The organism is Bacteroidales bacterium (genome assembly GCA_035342335.1).
GTDB lineage: Bacteria > Bacteroidota > Bacteroidia > Bacteroidales > JAGONC01 > JAGONC01.
On the sequence record DAOQWY010000011.1, the window covers coordinates 40079 to 66112 of the forward strand.

At 50.0% G+C, this 26034-nt stretch carries 19 protein-coding genes; 7 read left to right on the forward strand and 12 right to left on the reverse strand.

Annotation, left to right across the window (positions count from 1 at the left end):
• Positions 1-34: 34 nt before the first annotated feature.
• From kdsB to PKI34_07225, 3 genes are all read right to left on the reverse strand, one after another.
• Positions 35-802, reverse strand: coding sequence for a 3-deoxy-manno-octulosonate cytidylyltransferase (gene kdsB, locus PKI34_07215; GenBank protein ID HNS17590.1), 768 nt, complete (start codon positions 800-802; stop codon positions 35-37).
• Between the two features lie 4 nt (positions 803-806).
• Positions 807-1427, reverse strand: coding sequence for a deoxynucleoside kinase (locus PKI34_07220; protein HNS17591.1), 621 nt, complete (start codon positions 1425-1427; stop codon positions 807-809).
• 63 nt (positions 1428-1490) lie between these two features.
• Positions 1491-3008 (reverse strand): GH3 auxin-responsive promoter family protein, encoded by a 1518-nt coding sequence (locus PKI34_07225; GenBank protein ID HNS17592.1) that lies wholly within the window; start codon positions 3006-3008, stop codon positions 1491-1493.
• 93 nt (positions 3009-3101) lie between these two features.
• Here PKI34_07225 and ispE point away from each other — a divergent pair, with 93 nt between their 5' ends.
• Positions 3102-3914, forward strand: a complete 813-nt coding sequence (gene ispE / locus PKI34_07230; protein HNS17593.1) for a 4-(cytidine 5'-diphospho)-2-C-methyl-D-erythritol kinase — start codon at positions 3102-3104, stop codon at positions 3912-3914.
• Positions 3915-3921: 7 nt separating this feature from the next.
• Here ispE and PKI34_07235 read toward each other — a convergent pair whose 3' ends face one another.
• Together PKI34_07235 and tgt are read right to left on the reverse strand one after the other, a co-directional pair.
• On the reverse strand, positions 3922-4998 hold the full coding sequence (locus PKI34_07235) for an LptF/LptG family permease (protein ID HNS17594.1): 1077 nt from the start codon (positions 4996-4998) through the stop codon (positions 3922-3924).
• Between the two features lie 39 nt (positions 4999-5037).
• Positions 5038-6168, reverse strand: a complete 1131-nt coding sequence (gene tgt, locus PKI34_07240) for a tRNA guanosine(34) transglycosylase Tgt (protein HNS17595.1) — start codon at positions 6166-6168, stop codon at positions 5038-5040.
• A 109-nt stretch (positions 6169-6277) separates the two neighbouring features.
• Between tgt and PKI34_07245 the strand changes: the two genes are divergently transcribed.
• Together PKI34_07245 and PKI34_07250 are read left to right on the forward strand one after the other, a co-directional pair.
• Positions 6278-7417: a glycosyltransferase gene (locus PKI34_07245; protein ID HNS17596.1), complete on the forward strand. Its 1140-nt coding sequence runs from the start codon at positions 6278-6280 to the stop codon at positions 7415-7417.
• Positions 7405-8010 carry a sigma-70 family RNA polymerase sigma factor gene (locus tag PKI34_07250; GenBank protein HNS17597.1) on the forward strand — a complete coding sequence of 202 codons (606 nt, stop codon included), beginning with the start codon at positions 7405-7407 and terminating at the stop codon, positions 8008-8010. Before PKI34_07245 ends, PKI34_07250 begins: the two co-directional genes overlap by 13 nt.
• Positions 8011-8050: 40 nt before the next feature.
• On the opposite strand, the gene PKI34_07255 is transcribed toward PKI34_07250, so the two are convergent.
• From PKI34_07255 to PKI34_07270, 4 genes are read right to left on the reverse strand one after another with little or no spacing between them, the layout of a single operon-like run.
• A complete protein-coding gene (locus PKI34_07255; GenBank protein HNS17598.1) occupies positions 8051-10813 on the reverse strand; it encodes a hypothetical protein in 2763 nt (920 codons plus the stop codon).
• 9 nt (positions 10814-10822) lie between these two features.
• A complete protein-coding gene (locus PKI34_07260; GenBank protein HNS17599.1) occupies positions 10823-11605 on the reverse strand; it encodes a DUF1573 domain-containing protein in 783 nt (260 codons plus the stop codon).
• An 11-nt stretch (positions 11606-11616) separates the two neighbouring features.
• Positions 11617-12318: a 4'-phosphopantetheinyl transferase superfamily protein gene (locus PKI34_07265; GenBank protein ID HNS17600.1), complete on the reverse strand. Its 702-nt coding sequence runs from the start codon at positions 12316-12318 to the stop codon at positions 11617-11619.
• A 4-nt stretch (positions 12319-12322) separates the two neighbouring features.
• Positions 12323-13747, reverse strand: coding sequence for a pyridoxal-dependent decarboxylase (locus PKI34_07270; GenBank protein ID HNS17601.1), 1425 nt, complete (start codon positions 13745-13747; stop codon positions 12323-12325).
• A 96-nt stretch (positions 13748-13843) separates the two neighbouring features.
• On the opposite strand from PKI34_07270, the gene PKI34_07275 reads away from it, so the two are divergent.
• Together PKI34_07275 and PKI34_07280 are read left to right on the forward strand one after the other, a co-directional pair.
• Complete coding sequence (locus tag PKI34_07275) at positions 13844-14941, forward strand: calcium/sodium antiporter (protein ID HNS17602.1); 1098 nt, start codon at positions 13844-13846, stop codon at positions 14939-14941.
• A 21-nt stretch (positions 14942-14962) separates the two neighbouring features.
• Positions 14963-15697 carry an MBL fold metallo-hydrolase gene (locus PKI34_07280; GenBank protein HNS17603.1) on the forward strand — a complete coding sequence of 245 codons (735 nt, stop codon included), beginning with the start codon at positions 14963-14965 and terminating at the stop codon, positions 15695-15697.
• Between the two features lie 51 nt (positions 15698-15748).
• Here the strand turns inward: PKI34_07280 and PKI34_07285 are convergent, their stop codons facing one another.
• Positions 15749-17068 (reverse strand): SLC13 family permease, encoded by a 1320-nt coding sequence (locus tag PKI34_07285; protein HNS17604.1) that lies wholly within the window; start codon positions 17066-17068, stop codon positions 15749-15751.
• A gap of 344 nt (positions 17069-17412) precedes the next feature.
• On the opposite strand from PKI34_07285, the gene PKI34_07290 reads away from it, so the two are divergent.
• Both PKI34_07290 and PKI34_07295 read left to right on the forward strand, forming a co-directional pair.
• Entirely contained in the window at positions 17413-19419 is a 2007-nt protein-coding gene (locus PKI34_07290; protein HNS17605.1) for a urocanate hydratase, read from the forward strand.
• 64 nt (positions 19420-19483) lie between these two features.
• Positions 19484-22393 carry a hypothetical protein gene (locus PKI34_07295; protein ID HNS17606.1) on the forward strand — a complete coding sequence of 970 codons (2910 nt, stop codon included), beginning with the start codon at positions 19484-19486 and terminating at the stop codon, positions 22391-22393.
• A gap of 57 nt (positions 22394-22450) precedes the next feature.
• Here the strand turns inward: PKI34_07295 and PKI34_07300 are convergent, their stop codons facing one another.
• Positions 22451-24115 (reverse strand): Omp28-related outer membrane protein, encoded by a 1665-nt coding sequence (locus tag PKI34_07300; GenBank protein ID HNS17607.1) that lies wholly within the window; start codon positions 24113-24115, stop codon positions 22451-22453.
• Between the two features lie 149 nt (positions 24116-24264).
• Entirely contained in the window at positions 24265-25926 is a 1662-nt protein-coding gene (locus PKI34_07305; protein HNS17608.1) for a T9SS type A sorting domain-containing protein, read from the reverse strand.
• Positions 25927-26034 lie beyond the last annotated feature (108 nt).

Consider the following 26034-nt stretch of genomic DNA (forward strand, 5'->3'; position numbering starts at 1 on the left):
ATGAGCACACGAAGTTACGAAATGATGGATCAGGCTACTCTGTCCTGTTGGAAAGTTTTAATAAATCCTCCGGGGTGTCAATCGCAACACTTTCCTGATCACATATGTCTAAATAAATGTCATATCCATTTTCAAGCCACCGGAGTTGTTCCAGCGATTCTGCAGTTTCAAGGGGAGAAACCGGCAGGGAGATGATCTGCTGTAAAGTATCAAGCCTGAATCCGTAGACACCGATGTGTTTATAATAGGGGTGGTGGTCAATCCATTGTTGTCTCGGCAGGTTTCGCTGAAAGGGAAGGGCTGTCCTGGAAAAGGTCAGGACCTTTTTGTTGTTGTTAAAGACCACCTTGACCGTATTGGGATCGTCCAGTTCTTCCGTACGGATTATCAGCCTGGCCAGGGTGGCGATCGTTACTGCGGGGTGGTCAAACAGAGCGGCTACCTGGTCAATCTGCAAAGGATCCAGAAAAGGTTCATCTCCCTGGATATTGATCACTATTTTCAGGGAGGAGGGATCATTGGAGGTATCCTGTAAAATCCGGACGGCTTCCCCGCAGCGGTCGGTGCCGCTTAGGTGCAGGGGGGAGGTCATTAGAACATCGCCCCCAAACTGACAAACGTGATCGTAGATCCGCTGATCATCCGTGGCGACGATCGTCCGGCTTAGGCAACGCGACTTTTTGGCTTGCTCGAATACGCGCTGGATCATTGTCTTCCCGTTGATCATCGACAGGGGTTTGCCCGGAAAGCGGGTAGATCCAAAGCGGGCGGGAATGATTCCGATGACACCTGAACGCAACATGATTTTACTGCTTGAACAGACCGTGAAGTTCTCCGGTGATGGTTTCGATCACCTGTCCCAGATCGTGTGTGTTTTCTGCAAAATTGATATTATCCACATCGAAGATCAGGTACTTGCCAATTTCGTACTGAGCGATCCAGGCTTCATAACGCTCATTGAGCCTCTTAAGGTAATCCAGCCGGATGGCGGCTTCGTATTCCCTGCCTCTTTTCTGTATTTGCCTGACAAGGGTCGGCACGGAGGCACGGAGATAGATCATCAGGTCAGGTGGCTGAATGAATGAGCTCATCAACTCAAAAAGATCACGGTAGTTCTGGTAGTCACGGGTAGTCATCAGGTTCATTTCGTGAAGGTTCGGTGCAAAAATGTATGCATCTTCATAGATGGTCCTGTCCTGAATGACGGTTTTGCCTCCTTTGCGGATCCGTATGATCTGCCGGAACCTGCTGTTCAGGAAGTAGATCTGCAGGTTGAACGACCAGCGTTGCATATCCTCATAAAAGCTGTGCAAATAAGGGTTGGATTCGACATCTTCATAATGCGGTTCCCATCCGAAATTTTTTGCTAAAAGACCGGTGAGCGTAGTCTTCCCTGAACCGATGTTACCTGCGATGGCAATGTGCATAAGAATGGTATTAAAGACTTTTCAAAGATATAAATTCGGAAGCCATAACGGAAGGACGAAAATTCATTCTGTTACGATCTTCATGATCTCTTCCACATAGTTGCGGTTGTTCGACAGCCGGGGCACCTTGTTCTGTCCGCCCAGCTTGCCCCTTTGTTTCATCCATTTGTAAAATGTTCCGTGAGGAACGATCCGGAGGATAGGATCACGCAGTACCATGCCCTGGTAGCGCTTGGCTTCATAATCGGAATTCAGTGATTTGAGCGCCTCATCGAAGATGTTACAAAACTCATCAACGTCAGCAGGCAGTTTTTCAAACTCCAGGAGCCATTCGTGGGCCGCATTCCCGGAATCATTGAAATAGAAAGGTGCAGCCGTATATTCATTGATGACGGCCAGGCTTTTCTGACAGGCAATGGCCATGGCTTTTTCCGCATTATCCACGATCAACTCTTCTCCGACAGCATTGATGAAACTTTTGGTGCGCCCCGATATCTGTATACGGTAAGGATCCACGGAGGTGAACACCACGGTGTCGCCGATCAGGTAGCGCCACAGACCGGCATTGGTGGTGATGACCATGGCGTAATTTTCTCCGGGAACAATTTCCTGAAGTGTCTTCGCCCGCGGATATTCCTCTCCAACCTGGTCGGTTGGCAAAAACTCATAAAAGATACCATAATCAAGCATCAGGAGCATGGAATCCAGTTCAGGAATATCCTGGATGCCAAAAAATCCTTCCGTGGCGTTATAGCTTTCCACATAGTTGATCTTATCCGGTGTGATGATCCTGTCGTACTGGCTTTTATAGGGAAGGAAACTTACGCCGCCGTGAAAGAATGCTTCCAGCCCGGGCCAAACGTCGTGGATGTTCTGTTTACCGGAGATTTCCAGGGTGCGCTTTAAAAGAAGAAGTGTCCAGGAAGGAACACCTGAGAGGCTGGTCACATTTTTATGTAAAGTGGTTTCCGCAATTTTTTCAATTTTCGTTTCCCATTCGCTCATCAGGGCTATGGAACGGTCCGGTACCCTGAAAAAATCGGCATAGAACGGCATGTTTTGGATCAGGACTGCCGAAAGATCTCCTTCATAATAGGATTCATTGTTGACCTCTGAAATTCGGTTGCTGCCTCCCATGATCAATCCTTTTCCTCTGAATAACCCTGATTCAGGGTGGTGGCTCAGGTAGAGGGACACCAGGTCCATGGCTCCCTTGTAATGGCATTCTGCCATGGATTCGCGACTCACGGGGATGAACTTGCTTTTGTCTCCTGAGGTGCCTGAAGAGCGGGCAAACCAGCTGATCCGGGAGGGCCAGAGAATATTCTGTTCTCCTTTGCGAATACGGGCAATTTGCGTTTTGATTGATTCGTAGTCACTAACAGGGACCCGGTTGGCATATTCTCGATAACTCCGGATGGAAGCAAAATCATATTTCCTGCCCCATTCCGTCTTTTCTGCCGTTGTGATCAGCCTTCGAAACCAATCCTGCTGCACTTCAAGAGGGTTCTTCATGAAATGTTCTATCCGGTGCATCCTGCCCTTAAGGAACTGTGAGGCTACGGCAGATATGAGTGTCATCAGGTATTGGATTCTTACATTTACGAACCAAAAGTACACAATATATTTTAAAAAATTGGACTACATTTACGGGGAGATAATCCACCTTAACGCATGATCATCTTTCCGAACGCCAAGATAAACCTTGGCCTGTCTGTCCTCCGCAAAAGGCCTGATGGCTATCATCAGATTGAAACGGTTTTTTACCCCATAGCCCTGACCGACATTCTGGAAATCATTCCATCTTCGGAGAAGGAAACAGTATTTGAATCCCGGGGTCTGGAGATCGGGGGAAGCATCGGGCAGAACACGTGTCTTCGCGCTTATCACACTATGCTGGAGTCCTTTAAGATACCGCCTGTCCGGATTTTTCTGTATAAAAAGATACCAACCGGAGCTGGTCTCGGTGGCGGCTCTTCCGATGCAGCCTTTACGATTCAAACACTGAATGCGCTTTTCAACCTGAATGCAACCAGGGATCAGTTGACCAGCGCGGCCGCCGGCGTAGGGAGCGATTGTCCGTTTTTTCTTGAAAACCGCCCGATGCTGGGAACAGGAAGAGGTGAGCACCTGGAACCTGTCAGCCCGGACCTGTCGGGAATGCACCTGATCCTGATCAAACCACCGGTTTCCGTCAGTACGGCGGATGCTTACGCAGGAGTCGTTGCGGTGGAAAGCAGGACATCCCTGAGGGAAATCATCCGGTATCCGGTCAGCCAATGGCAGGGGCATCTGGTCAATGATTTTGAGGAGAGCGTTTTCAGGAAATACCCGTCGATCCGGGCCATCAAAAGCACTCTCCTCGACCGGGGTGCTGTGTATGCCGCCATGACTGGCAGCGGCTCAGCCGTGTATGGTCTGTTTGAATCCACCCCCCCGGATCCCGCCCTCTTCCCCGGATGCTTTGTGTGGACTGAAAAATGCTGATTTTTAGCTATTTAGGAGCAAGGCGGATCATGAAGAGCGCCATGATCCCAAAGATCAGGTTGGGGATCCAGGCACCAATGGCCGGAGAGAGGTTCCCCATGGTTGCAAACACGGTCGACACCTGGATGAACATGATGTACGAAAAGGTGATGGCTATCCCAATACCCAGATGCATGCCGATCCCGCCCCTGACCTTTCGGCTGGATACGGAAACCGCAATGAAGGTAAGTATAAGCGTGGCAAACGGATCAGCAATGCGCTTGTACTTCTCCACAAGGTAAACATTCAGATTTTGCGATCCCTTTAACTTTTCTTCTTTGATAAACTCATTCAGTCGTATGAAGTTCATAGTCTTCATATCATCCTTTTTGATCGTGAATTCCTCGGGTTTCAGATCCAGTTCCAGACTGATCTCTCTTCCGTGGCGAATGTCCTGGTCCTCGCCCCTGAACTGCCGGAGGTAATAATTCTGGGCTTTCCAGGTACTGGTTGCGCTGTCCCACTGAACTTTTTCAGAGGTGAGTTTGTAATAAAGACCCTGTTCGTTGATTTTTTCGATCGCAAACTTATAGCCCACATTGGCTTGGGCGTTGAAACTTTCCACATAGGCATAGGTCTCCTGGTCCAGCTTCATGTGAATATCCGTGTCCCTGTTCGATCGGGGATTATGAAGATACTGATCTTCAAATGCCTGCAGTCTTCGGTTGGTATAAGGGATCACAAAATTGGACAGGATCAGTGACATTCCTGCCAGGAAGACAGCAGCGATGAAATAGGGCCTCAATAGGCGGTTGAAGCTGATCCCACTGCTGAGCATGGCAATGATCTCGGTGTTGGAGGCCATCTTGGAAGTAAAGAAGATCACGGAGATGAACGTAAATAGATAAACGAACAGGTTTACAAAATAAGGTATGAAATTCAGGTAGTAGGAAAACAGGATCTCGGTTACGGATGGTTTGGTTTTTAAAAAGTTATCTATCTTTTCCGAAAGGTCAAAAACGATGACGATTACAATGAGGAGGGCAATGGCATAAAAGAATGTACCCAGGAACTTACGAATGATATAGTGATCGATCTTTTTCATTATGTTTGAAAATCCGGTTGAACTTCAATGCCTGCAAATTCACAGGCGTTGTTGCAACTGAGGTGTGATCCTGTTTTTCCAGGTTCCGAAGGTGCCCTCCTGAATATGTTCCCTTGCTTTATCGAGCAGGTCCATGTAGAAGGCAAGGTTGTGATTGCTGGCGATCATGGCCCCGAGCATTTCACCGGCACTGAAAAGGTGCCGCAGATATGCCCTGGAGCAGGTCTGATCAACAAATGAACTGCCATTCGTGTCCAGTGGCGAATGGTCATCCTTCCATTTCTCATTTTTTAGGTTCATAATGCCTTCCCAGGTAAACAGCATCCCGTTCCGTCCGTTGCGGGTAGGCATCACGCAGTCGAACATGTCGATCCCAAGCGCGATGCTTTCCAGGATGTTGACCGGTGTCCCGACTCCCATCAGATAACGGGGTTTATCCTCTGGTAGTATGCGGCAAACCACCTGGGTCATTTCATACATCACTTCGGCAGGCTCACCCACCGACAGTCCGCCGATGGCATTTCCCGGGGCTCCTTTCTCAGCGATAAAGGCGGCAGAACGCTGCCTCAGTTCCTTGTAGACACTTCCCTGAACAATGGGAAAAAGAGCCTGATCATACCCGTAGCGTCCCGTTGTCGCATCAAAATGTTCCAGGCAACGGTCGAGCCAGTGGTGAGTAAGTTCCAGTGATTTGAGGGCATATCCGAACTCACAGGGATAGGGTGTGCACTCATCGAGCACCATCAGGATATCTGCGCCGATCAACCGCTGTATATCCACAACGGCTTCGGGTGTGAACAGGTGTTTTGAACCATCAATGTGTGAGCGGAAATGGACTCCCTTTTTCGTCAGTTTGCGCTGGGCCGAAAGGGAATACACCTGGTATCCGCCACTGTCGGTCAGGATGGGGCGGTCCCAGCCATTGAACCGGTGCAGTCCCCCTGCATTTTCAATGATGGCCGTTCCCGGCCGGAGATACAGATGGTAGGTGTTTCCCAGGATGATCTGCGCTTGGATATCTTCCCTGAGGTCTTTCATATGGACGGCCTTGACGGCACCTGCGGTGCCGACCGGCATGAACACCGGGGTCAGGATCAATCCGTGATCCGTGCTGATCTCCCCGCAACGGGCCGATGTTGCCCTGTCGGTATTTAAAATCCTGAATTCCATCCTTTTTTGACAATCATTTCCCGGGGATTTGCTTCCATCAAAAATATTTTTCAAAGTTAAATTTTCTAGGACTAGAATAAATAATTTTGTGCCTTCTTGTAAAATGGATATGGTTGCAGATTTACTTCACGTCAATGAAGTTCATTTTTATGTTTTTCTTGTTCTCGTTCTAACTTTCATCATTCAGATCGTTTACTGGTGGGCTGTGTACGGAAGACTTGCTTTTTACCGCAAGCGGCGGAGTGTAAGCACAAAGGAGCCCGTATCGGTCGTATTACTGTTCAATGACGAGTTTGAGAAATTAAAGGAACAGCTCCCCGCCCTGCTTTCACAGGATTATCCTGATTATGAGATCGTTCTTATCATTCAATCCATTAATGATGATCTGGCTGAGTATCTTGAACAGATTGAGAAAGAGTATCCTAATGTTCAGATAGTCAAGATGTTACAGGATTTAAACTTTTTTAAGGGAAACAAATTCCCCTTATCCATAGGCATCAAATCAGCCAGGAATGATCTTCTGATCTTTACGGAGGCGGGTTGTCTCCCTGTTTCCGAGCGCTGGCTTGAGCAGATTCAATCAAACTTCATTGAGGATAAGGAGATTGTTCTGGGTTATTTTCGTTCATCACCTGCGGATAAAAGTGCTCCGAACGGATTCAGACGATTTGCCAACCTTTCCACAGCCATGAACTACTTTTCGTTTGCACTGGCAGGCCGTCCTTATATGGGCATCGGAAAGAACCTGGCCTACCGTAAAATGCTCCATTATAAAAACAAAGGATTTACGGGACATTACCGGGTTTCTGCCGGAGAAGATGACCTGTTCATCAACCAGGTTGCCACCAAACGCAACGTGGCCATTGCACCTGATCTGGAAAGTCAGGTCGTTTGCGGGGGCTCCCAGCGTTTTTCTGAATGGATCCGGTTCCGGAAAAAGTATTTCAAGACACGTCGGTATTATCATTTCTGGGACAAGTTTCTCCTGAACCTGTTTGCCCTCTCCTTCCTGTTGTTTCTGGCAGCTTTTGTTTACCTGCTGATTGTCCGCTTCCTCTTCTATCCGGTCATTGCCCTTTTTATTCTGCGCTTATTCAGCCAGTTATTCATTTTCAAAAAATGCATGATTCGTCTGAGTGAAAAGAATTTATTATTACTTTCGCCCATAGACGAGATTCTTCTTTTGCTAATGGATGGACTGATCCGTATCTCTCTGGTGTTCGACAAAAAGGATAAATGGAAGACCTGACCTCACATCTGACGGATAAAGCACTTCGCGACTATCATCTTGTACAGCAAGCCATAAAGACCGGCGATCAGAGGGCATACGCAGAGTTAATGAACAATTACCGGGATTCCCTGTATTTCCTTTTACTGAAAATGACCAACGACGTCCACGACGCAGATGATCTCACCATTGAAGCCTTTGGCAAGGCTTTTAAGAACCTGCACCAGTATACGCCTGATTACGCCTTCAGCACCTGGCTTTTCAAGATAGCCACTAATAATTGCATCGATTTCATCCGCAAGAAAAAGATGGAACTGCTTTCATTGGATAAGCCCAGTGACGGGGAGGATGGCAGTGAGCTGGTGATTGCCTCGCAGACACCGGATCCCGAGGAGAATTTGATCAAGAATCAGAAGATCAAGATGATGCGCGATGTGGTGGAAAAGCTCAAACCGCATTACCGCCAGTTGATCCATCTTCGTTATTTTGAAGAATATTCCTACGAGGAGATTGCCGGCCAGTTGAACCTACCGCTGGGCACGGTCAAAGCGCAGCTTTTCAGGGCACGGGAGTTCCTGTACAACATCCTGAAGAATTCACACGACACGCTGTGAGAGGCTGATAATGGGCAATTGTCAATGTCGATTGACGGAATCACTTTACCACCATTTTCTCCGCCGAAAGGACCGAATCATCCCTTTTTAGCAGCAGTATGTAGATTCCCGGTGGCAGGGAACCTAAAGATAGTGAATGGGTGTGTTCACGGATCGATAATTTGGCCAGCAGCAGCATTCGACCCATTGTATCTGCAATCACAAGATGATATGTGTCGACAGGACCACCATCAAACGTGAATCCAGCGTGGTAGAGCTGTACGGTGATCCAATCCTCCGCAGGATTGGGATAAACGATCATTCCCGGAACCTTGCCCTTGGATTCCGGTATCCCCACACAATCAAAAAACGTTACCTCCACCGAATCCACCCCCGTGCACCCGTCAAGCGCTCTTACATATACGGTATACGTCACTGACCCGAATCCTGTCCCGGCCGAGTCCACTTCGATCACCGGTTCGGTCTGCCCGCCCGGCGTCCACAAATACTGGATCCCGCCCGGTATGCTGGCATCCAGCCGGATGGCTTCCCCGGCGCAAACCGTGTCGCCAGGATAGGTCCGGATATCGACGACGGGGACAGGAAATACCTCAACGGTTGTATAACCTGAAGCAGTTGTAAATCCGTCAAAAACCTGTACAAAATAATCCTTCGTGATCTCGGGGATCACGACAGGATCAGCCTGGCCCGAGAAAAATCCGGGCGGATCGGAGGTCCACGCATAGGTGTAGGTTCCTGAACCTCCTGATGCCAGCGCATTCAGCTGCGAGGGTTCTCCGGCGCACACCTCCTCAGGGGTGGCCGTAACATTCACCTGCAGCGGCCCTCCGGCAACAAATACGTTCACACTGTCCTGATCCTGACACTGCGTCAGCAAATCTGTCACGGTAAGTGTGAATTCCACCGGCTGGGTCAGGTCGAAGGTCACAGGATCCTCCGCCAGCGGATCGACCAGGAACTGGGCAGGCGACCAGTAAAAGGAATATTCCCCCGTTCCTCCTGCCGCCGCACCCTGCAAGGTGGTGCTGGTCCCGCAGGGGATGGTCTCGTCCTCTCCTGCATCAGCTTCCGGTGGTGAAGTGACCTGCACTGCCGCCTGGTCACCGGCCGTGTTGAACCCATCATTGACGGTCACCGTGTAGGTAGTGGATTGACCTGGAATTACAGTAGGATTTTGTTCACTGGAAGTAAATCCCGGAGGATCGGACGTCCAGGCAAATGCGTAATTACCTGAGCCTCCGCCCGGCAGCGCCTTTAACTGCGACAGGGATCCGGTGCAAATGGTGTCAGGATGAGCGGTTGCCGTGACGGCCAGCGGCCCGCCGGTGACGGTTACGATCGCAGTATCAAGCTCACTGCAGGATGTCTGACCATCGGTTCCTGTGAGCACAAAAATGGTGGACTGATACAAATTCAGGGTCAACGGATCCTCTGCTTCCGGGTTCTCAAGGAAAACGGCTGGTTCCCACCAGTAAAGGTACTCACCGGATCCACCACTGACCGTGCCGTTCAGCTGGGTGCTGGCGCCATAGGAGATCCAATGGTCGACACCGGCATTCACCGAGGGCAGCGGATGGATGGTCAGCATCATCGTGTCGCTGATGGTCATTGTGCAGGGTAAAGGGGGATATCCTGAAAGGATCAGGCTGATCTCGCCGGACTGCAGATCTCCCTCTCCGGGGAAGTAGTTTGCTTCCAGGTAATTTGGATTATCGAACGAACCGTCTCCCTGTGATGACCATTCAATCATTGTATAGTGTTCGGCGTACCCGCTGGTCTGAAAATGTTCACCGGCACAGATCGCTTCATCATTCCCTGCATCGGTCATTGGTAACGGACAGATGGAGAGGTACAGAAAATCGATCACCGAATCCAGACAGGGCTGCAGTGCCCAGGCTTTTAGCGTCAGCTTGATCCATCTGTCTTCCAGGTCGGAGGAGCCAGGCAAATAGCTGGTGATCAGCCCGGCGGAGTCTGAAAATTGCCCATCCCCGTCTGTCAGCCAGATCACTCTCTGGAAATCAGAGGCAGCCCCTTGCAGGCTGACCAGTCCGTTTTCGCAGATCAGCGTGTCGTTTCCGGCAAACACTTGAGGCAACTGAACGACGGTGACCGTGGTTGTGTCGGTCAGGGAATGATAGCCGTCTTCAACGATGACGATATAACTGGTCGTCTGCAGCGGATTGACGCTGGGATTCTGCTTACCGGAGGAGAATCCCTCCGGGAGAGAAAACCAGGAAAAGCTGTAGGATTCGCTTCCACCGCTGGCTAAAGCGGTCAACTGCACCGTATTTCCAATGCAGGAAGTGTCGGGTGAGGCCTCTGCGGATAGCTGCAGTGCTTCTCCATGATGGAGCCCTGTCAGTGCCGAAAGGCCCCCCGGATGAAATTTCCCGTCGTAATCGGTCATTGCTGAGTCATAGGTTGCCGAAGCACTGAACTCTTCCTCAACTATCCAGGAGTAAATCTTCCAATGGATGGTTTCATTTATGTGAAAGCCATCCTTCAGTGTGGTCATGTTGTCGTCGCCGAAGGCTACCACGGCGACATTCTCATTGCCCACCCAGGCGGATGCACCGGCGCAGATCAGTGAATCGTTGCGCGTGAAAAATACCCCGATATGGTCTCCGGCCATCAGTGAATCACCGAAAAGGGATGGATGAGCTGACAGGGGGATCGCAAAAGGGTGAAACAAGGGTGTGATGGTAAAATCCCATCCCGGAGGGAGACCCTGGCCTGTTGCACCGGGAATGAATTTCAGGGACAACCAGAGCAGGCAGAACGCTATGCGGATTAACCGCATCGGTTACGGTTATTGGCGGACATATCCCTTGATGGTCAATACGGTTGAGGGTTTGGCGGGATCGTTGGCGATCACTTCAACCGTTTTATGCTGAAGTCCGTTGCGCCCCGCTGTGTTGAAGACAATGCCGATTTTGCTGGTTTCACCCGGGCCAAGCAACGTCTTTTCGGGATTTGTGGCCGTGCATCCGCATCCTGCCTTCACATTCCGGATGATCAGGTCGCTCTTTCCTTCATTCCTGAAAGCAAAACTGTATTCCACCTGGAAGCCTGATGAAATGGTATCGAAAATGAACGTTTCGTTTTCAAAGATGATCTTCGGTGCTTCGGCCAGTTGCTCCTCGGTCCAGCCGGAAAAGTCCTCCCTGATGTTTGGGTTCAGGATCAGTCTCTTTTGTGGCTGGCTGGTATCATTGGTATAGAGCCAGATGTTCTCGAAGACCGGCCCATAAGTGCCTTTTTTCAAAGGATCATACGTCATGATGATTTTTCCTTCTTCACCGGGACCGAGTGTTGGAGGAAGGATCTGACCGGTGGTGTAGTCGGGCAGATTTTTGAAAGACATCTCCAGGGGCAGATCCCAGGCGTTGAATACCGGGATGGTGTCGGTTGCGGTCCGGGAACTGGTAAGTTCCGGGAATGCCATCCGTATGGAATTGAACCAGAGATTACCCGCTTTGATGATATAATATTTCTTCACCCATTCTTCACGATTTTCTTGGGCAACCTGGGCGAAACCAGCCATACCGGCAAGGTAAGCACTGAACACGGCAAACAGAATGAATTTTTTCATGGCCTGGTGGTTTAAATCTTTTGGAATGCTTCCGGATATCCATTCGCCGAAACGGGTATCACTTCCTGACGGATCTCGGGCTCAAAGGCGCAAACGGCAAGCTTATAGCCCTTTTCCAGTGAAACAACCTGTAAATGTGCTTCTGCAAAAGTACCATTTATATCAACAGCGTATTCTCCCTGACTTGCTTTAAGTTCAAAACTGCTCAGCGAAAGGGTCAGTCCTCTACCAATGGCTTTCAGATAGCTTTCCTTTAACGTCCAGAGCGTGTAAAAAAATTCTGCCCGGGCGGGTTCCGGAGCATCCATCAGGTTTTGGTATTCACTTTTGGTGAAGAACCTCCTGGCGATCTCCATCCTGGCTTTTTTCACCTGTTCAACATCAATGCCCACTGGCTTGCCGGAGAATGCAGCAACGATCCAGGAGCCGCTGTGCGACATATTATAATGGACCGGGTAATTCCGGACAAAAGGCTTTCCTTTTTCCTCATATTCGATCTGAAGTGCCTCATTGCGGATGGAAAGTTTTTCACACAACAGGCGACGGATCAGCAGTTCACCAAACAGGGAGCGCTGGGCATCCGGTTCGCGGTAAAATGAGTTGATTTTTTTCCGGGATGGCTCCGGTACGAACCTGAGAAGGTGTTCCCTGATGTTCCGGAACTCCTCTGAAGGGAGTATTTTTGTGCCATAAAGCTCGACCATGGTGTTCATAAGATCATCTGACCATTCCGGATGCGGTCGTACGGATTAAATCCCACGCCGCAATCACATGTCTTTCTTCTACATATGTCTGCGCGGTAACCATCCGCAGGGTATATTTTCCCTGAAGGCGCGTGTGGGATATGAATAGTTTCCCGGTACCGTTCACAGAGTTTAACAAATTCTCATTCAATTCATTGAGTTTGACTTCATCTTCAAGGCCTGCTGGCCGGAACCTGAAGCAGATCGTATTAAGAACTGGTTTGACCATCAGTTGGAAATCGGGGTGTTGTTCGATCTCCTTGGCAAGGTTCTGTGCGAGTGTCAGATGCAGCCGTACCTTTTCCTGGATGCCCTTAACGCCGAAGTTGCGGAGAACGAACCACAGTTTCAGCGCCCTGAACCTTCTTCCCAGCGCAATGCCCCAGTCGCGGTAATCGTTCACTTGACCCCGGGTTCTGGTCTTCAGGTATTCGGGCAGGATCCCGAATGTCCGGATGAGTGTTTCCCGGTCCTTGATGAAGTAGGCAGAGCAGTCGAAGTTGGTGAACATCCATTTGTGGGGGTTGAACACAAAGCTATCCGCATCTTCGATACCCCTGATCATCCAGCGGTATTCCGGCAGCACGAGCGCGGTGCCTGCCAGGGCGGCATCAACGTGCAGCCAGACATTGTATTTTCTGCAGATGCGTGCAATGTCAGCCAGCGGATCAATGGCAGTGGAGCTTGTGGTGCCGATGGTGGCCACCACCGCCATAGGGGCCTTATGGTTCTTAAGATCCGTTTCAATGGCCTGTTCCAATGCCTCAGGCCGCATCCTGAACTGGTCGTCCACATCCACCCTGATGAGGTTTTTCTTCCCCAGTCCGGTGATTTTGACTGCTTTTTCGAGCGATGAATGTGTTTCCGATGTGCAGTAGACACGAAACGATTTTTGATGATGGATGCCCTTTTCATTTATCTGATAATCAGAATATTTTTCCCGGGCTGAAAGCATGGCGATCAGTGTGGATGAGGAAGCCGTCTCCTGGATGACGCCATCCCAGCTGGCGGGCAATCCCAACATTTGTCTGAGCCAGTTCATCATCTTCTCTTCCAGTTCAGTTGCAGCGGGGGAGGTTTCCCAGACCATGCACTGTGCACCCAGGGTGGCCGTGAGCATCTCGGCCAGTACCGAAGGGTAGCTTGAATTGGCAGGGAAATAGGCAAAAAAGTTCGGGCTCTGCCAGTGCGTCATTCCTGGCAGGATGATCTGCTGAAAATCCGACATGATCCTCTCGATCGGTTCACTCTCCGATGGAGGAGCATCCGGTATTTTTTGATAGATTTCCCCGGGAAGGACGGGGGATTTGACGGGCAGGTTCTCCACATTTTCCAGGAAATCGGCCATCCAGTCAACAAACTGGTGAGCGTGGTGACGGAATTCTTTAGCGTTGATCATTGGCAAATCATTTAAGACAGGGTAAAATTACTAAAACATTCATTGATGTGGTTTGTCAATTTAGTCGTATTTTTATGAACCCCAAACGGTAAAAGGATGGAATATCTGTCGTTTTTCTCTGGATTGATCCTGCTGACCGTCGGAGCGGAACTGCTGATTCGTGGTGCTTCACGATTGGCTTTTATTTTAGGGATATCTCCTTTGCTTGTCGGTCTGACAGTGGTGGCTTTGGGTACCAGTTCACCCGAACTGGTGGTGAGCTTAGTAGCCAGTTCGGCAGGGCAGACCGATCTTGCGCTGGGAAACCTGGTGGGAAGCAATATAATGAATGTATTGCTCCTTCTGGGCCTCTCAGCCCTGATCATTCCGCTGATGGTTTCGCACCGGCTGCTTCGCATCGACGTTCCTGTTATGATCCTGGCCTCCTTGTTGGTCTTGCTCCTTGGGTTAAATGGCAGGATCGGATTAGGTGACGGGATCATTTTATTAGCAGGCAGCATAGGTTACATCACATATTCATTTTATATCAGCAAAAAGGATATTGGAGGTGAACAGGATGAGTTCAGCATGGAATACGGAGGTAATAAAACGCATGAGCGCAAAAGATGGTGGCTGTTCACTCTTTTCGTCCTTGTCGGGTTGGCTTTGCTTATTCTTGGATCGCGGTGGATGGTGGAATCGGCCGTTTTCATAGCACGCAGGCTTGGCATTTCAGAACTCATCATCGGATTGACCATCATCGCTGCCGGAACCTCCCTGCCAGAGCTTGCCACATCAGTGATTGCCAGTTTAAAGGGACAACGTGACATTGCCATTGGCAATGTGGTTGGGAGCAATATCATGAACCTTCTGGTCATTCTTGGGCTCTCGGCCGTGGTGGCCCCGGATGGGCTGCAGGTTAGCAGTGCCATGCTCCGCTTTGACCTTCCCGTTATGATCGTCGTCCTTTTGGCCTGTTTGCCCGTATTCTTTACGGAAAATAAAATATCCCGGTGGGAAGGCGGAATTTTTGTAGCCTATTATATCGCTTATGTTCTCTATCTGATCCTGGCATCCATCCAGCATGAGCATCTTGACAAATTCACCTGGGTGATGGCTGGTTTTGTCATTCCCCTCACGATCATTACCTTGGTTGTCGTGGCTGCAGGATATTTATGTAAAGTCAAAAGTAAAAATGCAAAGATCAAAGAGTAAATGCTTATTAATAAACCGATTATGAAATCATTAAGTCTGTTTTTTATAGTGCTTTTCCTTAACATTCCATTTGCCATGAGCCAGCAAAAATTCGAATCCGATACCCTTCGGACTTCTGCAGGTCCATTGACCATGACCTTTGTCGGACATGGTACCCTGATGTTTTCGTGGAACGGCCTGACGATCCACATTGATCCGGTGAGTCAATATGCTGATTATGAGGCGTTACCGGATGCTGACCTGATCCTGGTCACGCATCACCACGGGGATCATCTTGATCCGGGAGCCATTGCTCAGCTATCAAAGGAGGGGACAACGGTGATCTGTTCAGAATCCTGCCTGGAAAAACTTCCGGATGCCCTGGTCATGAAAAACGGAGATGTCAGGTCATTTAAAGGTTTGACGATCAGCGCCGTGCCAGCCTACAACATCGAACATAGAAGGAGCAACGGGGAGCCGTTTCATCCGAAAGGCGTCGGCAACGGATACGTGATTGATTTTGGCGATAAGAAGGTCTATGTGGCGGGCGATACGGAAAATATACCCGAAATGGCCGAATTAAAAGACATCCGTTGTGCCTTCCTGCCGATGAATCTTCCTTATACGATGTCACCTGAGATGGTCAGCCAGGCTGTCCGGATGTTCCATCCCGCCATACTCTATCCTTACCATTACGGTACTACGGATGTCAGCAAATTATTGGATCTATTGAAGGATGAATCATCCTGCGAAATCCGCATCCGCAACCTGCAATAACGCTTTCACCTCTGTGCCTTTGTGCCTCTGTGCCTTTGTGCCTTTGTGCCTTTATTCCCCCACCTGCTCCGTTGCAGGTTCACTCTCATTTTCGGCAATCTTTTCCGGGTGCCAGCCCCAAATAAGCAGAAGGACCATGAATCCGACAACATAGGCAATGGCAACGTGCCATCCGTTGGCCAGCCATTTGGCCACGGACTTTGCCTCGTGGAATTTATTGGAAATGGCCACCCCTGCCGATGAGCCGAACCAGACCATTGATCCGCCGAATCCGACCGCATACGCCAGCACTCCCCAGTCATAGCCTCCCTGTTCGAGGGCTAATTTTGTCAGCGGAATGTTATCAAATACCGATGAAACAAACCCCAGGGTGAAGGCTGATTGCCAGGAGGCATGTGGCAGCTGGTCGACAGGCATCATGGAGGCACAGGTCACCAGGGATAAGAGGAAAATCGTACCCGGCAGCGCATGCTTCAGCTCGCGCCAGTCGGTTTTTACAAAAACGGCACCGGCCAGGATGGCGATCCAGACTCCCAGGGCAGGGAAATCAAACAGGATGTTGGTCAGTATGGTCCCGATCAGGATGCAGAGCACCAGGATCAGCTTGTTCCAGCGGATCTTGTATCCCCGGGTGGGATCTTCCTGGATGCGCTGGGTTTTATGCTGCTGGAGGGATGCAATGACCGCGAAACAGGCAAAAGCCGCTATTGCTGCGATGTAGGCATGCAGGACATCGAAGGCGGGCACACCTGATATCCACATCATGGTCGTTGTTGTATCTCCGATCACGCTGCCTGCTCCCCCGGCATTGCTTGCCGCCACGATGGCAGCAAGATAACCAATATGCACCCTGCCCTTGAATACCACCATTGCAATGGTTCCTCCGATCATGGCAGCGGCGATGTTATCGAGGAATGAGGACATGACAAACACCATGCAGAGGAGTATTAACGGGCCTTTCCAGTTATCAGGTAATAACTTGGGCAACCAGTTGGGCACCTCGGATTCTTCAAAATGTCTCGAGAGCAATGCAAATCCCAGCAAAAGGCCAAGCAAGTTCAACAGGATCGCCCATTCTCCCTGGCGCATGTGCGGATGACGAATCTGGTCACTGAACGAGTTATGTCCGAACAGGTGCTCCAAAAGATTGAATCCCGGATCGAAAATGAATTTAAAGATCAGGATGGCGGCAAGTCCGGTAAGGGCAACCAGAAGCGTTTGTTTATGAAACAAGGCCACTCCGATCAGTGTCAGGCCAAACAGGATAAACTCAACACGGATGTTGAACAAAGCGGGGATCTGTTCAGGAGTTCCTGCAAACATAACTGCAGGGACCAGAAAAAGCATCAAGCCGGCCAGGAATTTTTTCATAGGAAATGGGATATTTTGGGCGGCAAAAATACGCGGTGAAGTGCATTTATCAAAATAGTTGTCTCTGTTTATTTTTTTATCATTTTCTTTCCAGGGATGGGAAGGATAGAAGTCATTCAATAGTCATTCATGGTCATTTTGTGAATGAAGTACTAAAACGTTTTCTTTGCAGTTCCGGTGACTTTTTCCTGGAACATATTCTCCGTGGTTAAAGACACTGTAATCTCATCAGTACGAAAGGAGAACTTGAAGTTATCCACCTGCTTTTTTGAAACAAAGATAAACCACGCCAACAAGAAATCACCAAATATCTTAACTTTGCCTTTATGCAGAAAAAGACCACCATGACAGTCATTGATTTTAAAAAAACTATCATACAGGGCATTCCTGACCAGCTGCCGGAAAGTAAGCCCTGGGATCCCTCGGTCAGTCACGCCCCTGTACGGAAGGACATTTTAACCACGGAGGAAAAGAGGCTGGCGGTGCGGAATGCGCTCCGGTATTTCGATCCGGGGTTTCATTCCATACTGGCTGCTGAATTTGCCGACGAGCTGAAGAATTACGGCCGCATCTACATGTACCGTTTTCGTCCGGATTATAAAATGCACGCACGACCTCTTGATGCGTATCCTCATTGGTCCAGACAGGCCGCGGCCATCATGCTGATGATCCAGAACAACCTCGATGAAGCGGTGGCGCAGCATCCGCACGAACTGATCACTTACGGCGGTAACGGGGCGGTCTTTCAGAACTGGGCACAGTACCTCCTCACCATGCAGTACCTGGCCACGATGACGGATCAACAGACGCTGGTAATCTACTCCGGGCATCCCCTGGGGTTGTTCCCTTCGCACCCGGAAGCACCACGTGTGGTCGTGACCAATGGCATGATGGTGCCCAATTACGCTTCACGGGATGACTATGAGCGGTTCAACGCCCTGGGCGTCACCCAATACGGTCAGATGACCGCCGGCTCCTATATGTACATCGGCCCCCAGGGCATCGTGCACGGCACTACCCTCACCCTGATGAACGCGGCCAGGATGCTGCAGCGGGGCGACATCCGGGGTAAGATCTTTGTCACCTCCGGCCTGGGAGGGATGTCGGGGGCACAGGCCAAAGCTGCGGTCATTGCAGGATGCGTGGGCGTCATAGCGGAGATCAATCCCAAAGCCACACAGAAACGCCATCAGCAGGGCTGGCTGGATGAAGTGTATTCCCATCCCGACCGGCTGATCGAACGCATCATCAATGCGCAGTGTGCCAGGGAGGCTGTCTCCCTGGGATACCAGGGCAATGTGGTGGATCTCTGGGAGAAACTGGTCGAAGAAAACATCGCCATCGATCTTGGCTCCGACCAGACATCCCTTCATAACCCTTATGCCGGCGGCTATTACCCTGCTGGCCTTTCCTTTGAAGAATCCAATGACCTGATGGTCAATAACCCTGTCACTTTCAAATCGTATGTTACCGAATCACTGCGGCGGCAGGTGGAAGCTGTTAACAAAATCACCAACAGGGGCATGTTCTTCTGGGATTACGGCAATGCATTTCTGCTGGAAGCCGGCAGGGCAGGAGCCGATATTTTCAAAGAGGATGGATCCTACCGCTATCCTTCCTACGTTGAAAATATCATGGGGCCGCTGTTCTTTGATTTCGGATTCGGACCTTTCCGCTGGGTCTGCACATCCTGCAACCCACACGACCTTGAAACAACGGACGCCATCGCCCTGGATGTGATGAACCGTCTGGCAGAGGAGGCCACGGACGACATCAGGGAGCAGATGAGCGACAATATTCACTGGATCAGGGAGGCAGGTCAGAACAAACTGGTGGTGGGGTCTCAGGCCAGGATCCTTTATGCTGACGCCCGGGGAAGGATGGAGATCGCATCTGCTTTCAACCGTGCGATACGTGCAGGACAAATCGCTGCGCCGGTTGTACTTGGAAGGGATCACCATGATGTTTCAGGAACCGACAGCCCTTACAGGGAGACAGCCAATATTTACGACGGGTCAAGGTTCACGGCCGATATGGCTGTACAGAACGTGATCGGGGATGCATTCCGCGGGGCCACCTGGGTATCGCTGCATAACGGCGGCGGCGTGGGATGGGGCGAGGTGATCAACGGCGGCTTCGGCATGCTGCTCGACGGAAGCGATGAGGCGGAGACCCGCCTCCGAAGGATGCTGCACTGGGACGTGAACAACGGCATCGCACGCCGCAGCTGGGCCAGGAACCAGGGTGCCCTGACCGCCATACGCAGGGCCATGGATGCCGAGCCCCTGCTGGAAGTTACCCTGCCGAACAGGGTGGAGGATGACATCATTAAAAGAATTAATTTCGATTGAGATTCAAATGCAAATTTGTACATTTATTGGATCGTTTGAATTGCCTCATCTAATAAGCTCTATCATGAAATTCATGAAAACAAAAGCCACTCTGATCAGCTGTGTGCTGATGACGTCCTTTTTAATAACGGTTTATGGTGATAATCCCGAGCTATCCTTCTGGCTCAAAAACATCAGTGAACCCTATGATGCCAATAATCCCGTTCTGAGTGATTATGCCTCTGAACTGGCCATTTCAGGTAGTACCATTCATGTCCTCTGGCTGGCAGACGGACCGGATTATGAACATTACATTTTTTACCGCCGTTCCCACGATAATGGCCTGACCTGGGATGAGAAGATCAAATTCGAGGAGGTGGAGCAGAACGGGATCGATCATGGTGCAACTTCCAAACGAATGGGCGTTTCGGGAGACTATGTGCATATCGTATATTCCCGCCATAGTCCCTACAATGAGATCATCTATCTCCGGTCCACCGATGGCGGTGCAACCTTTGATCCACCCAGAATCCTCCACGAGGCTTTACACGTCAGTGATCTCTATGTTTCAGTTTCAGGGTCGAATATCTCTGTGTTTCTGTTCCCTGAATGGATCGAGGGAACTATGGTGGTGATGAATTCATCCGATAACGGGGAAACATTTTTGCTTGGAGAGATAGGGGAGACCCCCGATGCCACACTGTGGGATATCTGCGATCTGGTCAGGGATGGAAACTACATCTATGCATTGTCCAAGAAGGCGTATTACTATTATGGACTTCAGTACGGTGAACTTTATTTTAGCGTTTCCTCCGATGGGATCGTTTTCCAGAATCAAAAGATCTCCATCCCGTCAGCCAACGGGAATGATAAGACCTTTTTCATGCACGATTACAACTATAATCCAAAGATGGCTGTTTCAGGCTCCCATGTTTGTGTCATCTGGTCCGGACTCGACGGGGAAGACAATCATAACGTTTTTGTGCGGCATTCGCCTGACCGGGGGCAGACCTGGGATGAGGTGATCAATCTTTCACAGGGAATACTGGCACCAGGGGAAACACCGCAGGCCGGCCAGGAAGCGATCGTGGCGAAGGGGAATGCCATGTATGCCACATTCCTTTCCACCAGTAGCCACATCTATGCGAGCTCATCCGGCAGTTCCGGGGCATCCTTTTCCGCTATGAAGAAAATTACGGCTCCCGGAGATGAGCCGCACATCAGCGGAGGATGGTGGCCCAACTGTACTATTGATCCCAATGATCCAACCGGCCAGACAGCCTATTTCATCTGGTCTTACCCGGTCTATGTCTGTACACGGGATGGGGGAAATACCTACTCCAAACCGGTAACCATCGGCACCCAGTATTCCTGGAAAGGAGGCACAAAGAGACCGCGCATCTGCATCGGAGAAGACAGTACGATACACTACATCACAGAAGGGCAATATTACATGGATGGTTATTACCGGGATTCCGACATTTTTTACCGCAGGCTGGATGTTGCTCCGGAACCCTCTGATGACGCCGCACTTAAACTGAATTATGTCTCCCAGGGTGAACGTTACGATAACATGGCCATTCCCTCTTCTCCATCTTTTCAGTGCTCTGAACAGATCACCCTCGAAGCGTGGATCAAACCAGAACCAGGAACAAATAAAGTTTCGAGGATCGTGACCAAGGAAGACGCTCATTCCTGGACTTACAGCCCCAAAGCCTATCAACTTGCAACACATGACTATGCAGGCGGGAGATATGCCAATGCCGGAATTCGGACTACAACGGGGGAATATGTCAACTGGGGCGGTGAAATCATTGAGGGGGAATGGAACCATATAGCTATGACCTACAACAGCCTCGCCGGTGAGAACAATTTCATCCTTTACCTTAACGGACAGCGTTCCACCTCTGTAACAGTTACAGGAAATCTGACGGTAGGAGATGGCATGCTGATCATCGGTCCGGTAAGAGACTCAGATGGATTCAGTGGATTGATCGATGAGGTCAGGATCTGGGACCGGGCTTTGCCGGAAGAACTGATCCTCTCACGGATGTATGCTGAGCTGCACGGTAATGAAACAGGCCTGGTTGTCTATTATAATTTTAACAACACCACCAAAGACATCACCGGCCACGGCAATGATGGCATCCTGATGTATAAGGAGGAATTCGTTGAGTCGGTCATCGTTGCTCCCGACAGTGACCAGGATGGCGTTTCGGATTTGGGCGAATGGGGACCTGGCGGGAACGATTATGATTTTGACGGGAACGACGATGGCATTCCTGACTGGAAACAGGGGAACGTTGCATCCCTGCATACCTATCTTTTGGATAGATACGTCACTGTTGCCGTGGTGCCTGAGGTCGGTCTTGTCGATGTCATACCGGTGGAGGGGCCAGGATTCACTCCGGGAGGATATGCGTTCCCGTATGGTTTCTTTGAGTTTACACTTCAGTTCAACTCCAGCCGCGCAGCCACCACCGTCGACCTTTATCTCCACGATGGGCAGGCCGTGAACAGCTACTTCAATTACGGTCCGTTACCGGAGTTAAAAAGCCCCGACTGGTATGAATTCCTTTATGACCAGCAGACCGGCGCGACCTTGGTGGAAAACAAAGTCACACTGGCGTTTGTCGACGGACTCAGGGGCGACCATGACCTTACAGCTGATGGGACGGTTGTCACCATGGGAGGGCCGGCTAAAGAGTCGGAGGGCATTGGCGAGCTGGATGGCGGTAAAGGACGGTTGAGGGTTCTTCCCAACCCTTGCAGCGACTATCTGGAAATTAAGTACAATTCTCCAGTTTCCGGGAATATGCGGCTGGATCTTCTCAACGCAGGGGGAGAGAAGGTTCGGGAGCTCATCAGCGACAAAGTGAATCCGGGTGAAACACTGTTCCGCTTTTCCACCAGGCACCTTGATGACGGTGTTTACTATCTCCGGCTTGATGCGGGGACATATCAGGAAGTGAAAAAAGTGATAGTCATTCAGTAGGATAGGATCACCTGTTCGTTGACAGGTATTCCTGTGAACCAATTCACCGGATCATCTTTATTCCATGATCAGGATCTTCTCGTTCCAGGTTGTTTTGCCGGCGATGATCCCAAGGAAATAGACTCCTGGCTGAAGATCGCCAGTGGCGATTACTTTAAGGTGTTTACCCGGACCCAGGATCCCTTGTTTTACCGACCGGATCAACGCACCTGTCAGGGTACGGAGCCGTATTTCAACCTGAGCAGGCTCCGTCAGTACAATGTCCAGTAAAACTTCATTGTGAGCAGGATTGGGATAGATCCGGACGCCCCTGCCCAGTTCGTTTTCCTTCAGACCCACTCCGCCTGCCACCTGAAATGTCGTTATTTCGCTGTAGTCAAAACTCCCTCCCTGGGCCAGGACAAGTCCATCGGAATCTTTCAGGGAATACAGACCGGTACCGTATGCGCAGCATATGCCATCCCCTCCGCTGTCGTGGATGATGAAATCATAACATTGACCTCCCGCCAGCTCGAATGTGTCGGTAGCAAATAATCCCGGTGATCCTGGGAACGGGCCATCCGAATATAATATCTCACCCGTTTGATCCCTCAGCTCCCAGGAGGTTTCCTCCGGGTGATTGTCGAGCCTGTAGAGAAGATAGAGATTGGCAGAGGAGACAAGGACATCGTCTGTAAAAGTGGTGCTTGCCGCATCGTTGTCCGGACACTCATCTGCTGTATTGTTCGGATTGCTGCAAAAGACCGACAGCGTGTTCTGATCCTCCAGCGGAAAACTGATCACCGGCAGCTGCACCGATTCGGTCTGCCCGGTGAGCAGATTCCCTTCCCACGTGTGAATGCCTTCTTCCCCGTCATTGACCCGGTAATGGATTTCCAGGTCGTTGAGTTCATTCAGCCCGTTGTTCCGGATGGTAATGGCCGGGGCAACTGTTCCCGAGCAGTTCACTTCGCCCACATTGTGGATGTCGAGCAAGGCTGCATCTACGAGTGTGGTGACAGGGAAATCCGTCAGGTCCATCTTCATTCCCTGCAGGATCTCCTTTGTACTGGTATTCTGGATGAACACGACCAGTTCGGAGTTCTCCCTTACCCATTCTGAATTGACCGTAAAGGCCAAATTGATCACCTGTGTATTGCTAAAGGTGAAATCAATGGGGGTTCCGTTGTGGCTGGGTATCATCATTCGTTCGACATAATTAAGCTCCGGCATTCCCTGCCAGCTTATCTGGAGATCCGACTCCGTGACCGCTGCATGCAGCTTGAGTGTTCCTGCGGCTTCGGCCACTTTGTTTATGGTGACGGTTACGTTGTAATTCACCAGGCAGGTATTTTCGCCCTCCATAGCGATGGTGAAAGAGGAAGGAATGGCAATCCGCTGATTATACTTGGGCAGGTATTGAGAGTACATGCTTACCGAATGGTCACCCCCGACCACCTTCAGGGTTCCGTCGAAGACTGCGGTCGGGTATCCGGTGACCCCGTAATAATTGATCCTGGACGCAGAAGAGGCGTTCTCAAAAGCATCTCCGCCGTGATACTCAATGATGGCCACTTCTTTTCCGTTGGCAATCAGGTCATCTGCACCCATTGCTGCCCCGGGGCAGTACTGGCACCAGGTCCCGGTCGCAATTTCGACGATGACCTTGTCACGGTCGACCTGTTGCGCACTGGCCTGGAAGACCAAAATAAGCATCACGATGAATAAGTAAGATTTTTTCATGGATCGTTTATTTGGTAGTTCTACATATTCAGGCTGCAAAGGTATGTCATTTTAAATTGTACAACCGATACGGATGACAACTTAATGGCCCAAAGGATAAAAAAAGAGGCTGCCCGGCGGACAGCTTCTTTGTAATGACTATTTGTGAATCATTCCCGGATCAATTTTTCCGTGTACACTTTGTTCCCGATGTTGATCCTCATAAAGTTAAGTCCCGGTGCGGCCTGGTCCCATGAAACGGGCACCACGTGCTCTCCTGAGGGGAGCACACCCAGATCGAAACGATAAACCTGTTTTCCGGTGATATCGAAAATGGCTACCGACACGTCGTCCGATTTCTGCAGGTTCAGGCGGAGTTCCGTCTGTTTGTTGAATGGGTTTGGAAAGATCGTGACAGGCTCAGCCCTCAGATGATCGTCCAACCCCACCCATTCGATTTGAAATTCGGTCATGTTCCGGCAGGTGAACTCATCGGCCACTGCGTGGAAGTAGATCATGTAACCACCCGATTTGGCCTCTTTCAGCTGATAGTACCCATCACCCGTCAGACCATCGCATCCTGCATCGTTAATGATGAACCTGTAGCAATCCGTGCTGAGCAGTTCAAAGGTGTCTCTCACGATAGTGTTTGCCATTTCGAAAGGTCCACCGGAAGCGATCACTTCCCCCAGGGAATTGATGACCTCAAAGGTGGTTTCGTCCGGATTTTCATCCGTCAATAAAGTGAGAGCCACTTTATAGGTGGAACAGAGGTGGCCGGTGGGAAATGCAACAGACATCGTGTCATTCAGGTAGTTTTGATCATTGTTGCCATTGGGGCTGGAGCCGTAAAGCAGGAACGTGTTATTCCCGCCGGGAGCAAAAGTGACCGGGTTAAGCTGAACAACCTCTGAATCCGTATAAGGAATGTTTCCGGTCCACTGGAAGGAGACCAGCGGATCGTCGTTGATCTGATAATGAATCATAAGGCTGGTGAGCACTTCAGCACCGTTGTTGGCAATGGTGAAGGAGGGTTGCAGAACGCCGGTACAGTTTGCGGTCGTGATGTCTTCCAACTTCAGCAACATAGCATCCCGCGAAAAAAGTGGAAAAGGGGCTTTTACGGTTTGCAGGACCTCTTTTCCCGTATCATTCTGGATAAAAGCGACCAGTTCCAGGTGTTCTTTGTTCCAGGAGGGATCAATGGTAAATGGAATCGTTAAAATTACTTCATTCCCATTTGAGAAATCGATAGCAGTTCCATTAGCATCGGGTACCATCAGCCGGGTGACGAAGTCCAGCTCTTCCAGACAAAGCCAGGACTCAGCGATATGCGATTCAGTAATAGCAACCCTTAGCTTAAGATTTTCAGATTCCAGGGTACCCACCTTTATTGCACGGACTGTCAACTGGTAATCATTTACCCCCACAGGGAAAAATTCTGTGGACAGCAGAACTGGGGATTCGATTTCCAAACGTGCATTAACCAGGGGCACGTATTCGCCATAGATGCCATAAGGTTCAGGGCATTGTGCACCTCCCGCAAATGTTAACGTACCGTCGAATTTGGCTGTAGGGTAAGCAGAAAGATTGTAGTAGTTGATCCTTGCCAGCGAATATGTATTTTCATAGGCGTCACCATAATGATTTTCGATGACGGCTACATGGTGACCGGCGAGAATCAGGCTATCGGCAGCAACTGCGGCACCAGGACACCATCCACACCACGTGCCTGTACAGATTTCAAGCAGTACATTTGCCTTCTCTGCCTTTTGGGATAAAACCAGGAAGGGAAGAATCATACACGAAAAAAGAAGTAATTTTTTTACCATAATGATCAGGATTAAGTTAGACCCAAAGATAATGAATTAAGAAAGATTCAAAGAAAAAATTTTCAGAATGGATTTTTGTTAATAATTGCAAAATATCGGCGCATTCAG

Coding starts and splice junctions, on each gene's coding strand:
- PKI34_07275 (HNS17602.1), top strand. CDS start 13,844: ATGGAATATCTGTCGTTTTTCTCTGGATTGATCCTGCTGACCGTCGGA.
- kdsB (HNS17590.1), bottom strand. CDS start 802: ATGTTGCGTTCAGGTGTCATCGGAATCATTCCCGCCCGCTTTGGATCT.
- PKI34_07305 (HNS17608.1), bottom strand. CDS start 25,926: ATGGTAAAAAAATTACTTCTTTTTTCGTGTATGATTCTTCCCTTCCTG.
- tgt (HNS17595.1), bottom strand. CDS start 6,168: ATGGAATTCAGGATTTTAAATACCGACAGGGCAACATCGGCCCGTTGC.
- PKI34_07270 (HNS17601.1), bottom strand. CDS start 13,747: ATGATCAACGCTAAAGAATTCCGTCACCACGCTCACCAGTTTGTTGAC.
- PKI34_07220 (HNS17591.1), bottom strand. CDS start 1,427: ATGCACATTGCCATCGCAGGTAACATCGGTTCAGGGAAGACTACGCTC.
- PKI34_07260 (HNS17599.1), bottom strand. CDS start 11,605: ATGAAAAAATTCATTCTGTTTGCCGTGTTCAGTGCTTACCTTGCCGGT.
- PKI34_07245 (HNS17596.1), top strand. CDS start 6,278: ATGGTTGCAGATTTACTTCACGTCAATGAAGTTCATTTTTATGTTTTT.
- PKI34_07225 (HNS17592.1), bottom strand. CDS start 3,008: ATGACACTCATATCTGCCGTAGCCTCACAGTTCCTTAAGGGCAGGATG.
- PKI34_07285 (HNS17604.1), bottom strand. CDS start 17,068: ATGAAAAAATTCCTGGCCGGCTTGATGCTTTTTCTGGTCCCTGCAGTT.
- PKI34_07300 (HNS17607.1), bottom strand. CDS start 24,115: ATGAAAAAATCTTACTTATTCATCGTGATGCTTATTTTGGTCTTCCAG.
- PKI34_07290 (HNS17605.1), top strand. CDS start 17,413: ATGACAGTCATTGATTTTAAAAAAACTATCATACAGGGCATTCCTGAC.
- PKI34_07235 (HNS17594.1), bottom strand. CDS start 4,998: ATGAAAAAGATCGATCACTATATCATTCGTAAGTTCCTGGGTACATTC.
- PKI34_07255 (HNS17598.1), bottom strand. CDS start 10,813: ATGCGGTTAATCCGCATAGCGTTCTGCCTGCTCTGGTTGTCCCTGAAA.
- PKI34_07250 (HNS17597.1), top strand. CDS start 7,405: ATGGAAGACCTGACCTCACATCTGACGGATAAAGCACTTCGCGACTAT.
- PKI34_07295 (HNS17606.1), top strand. CDS start 19,484: ATGAAATTCATGAAAACAAAAGCCACTCTGATCAGCTGTGTGCTGATG.
- PKI34_07280 (HNS17603.1), top strand. CDS start 14,963: ATGAAATCATTAAGTCTGTTTTTTATAGTGCTTTTCCTTAACATTCCA.
- PKI34_07265 (HNS17600.1), bottom strand. CDS start 12,318: ATGAACACCATGGTCGAGCTTTATGGCACAAAAATACTCCCTTCAGAG.
- ispE (HNS17593.1), top strand. CDS start 3,102: ATGATCATCTTTCCGAACGCCAAGATAAACCTTGGCCTGTCTGTCCTC.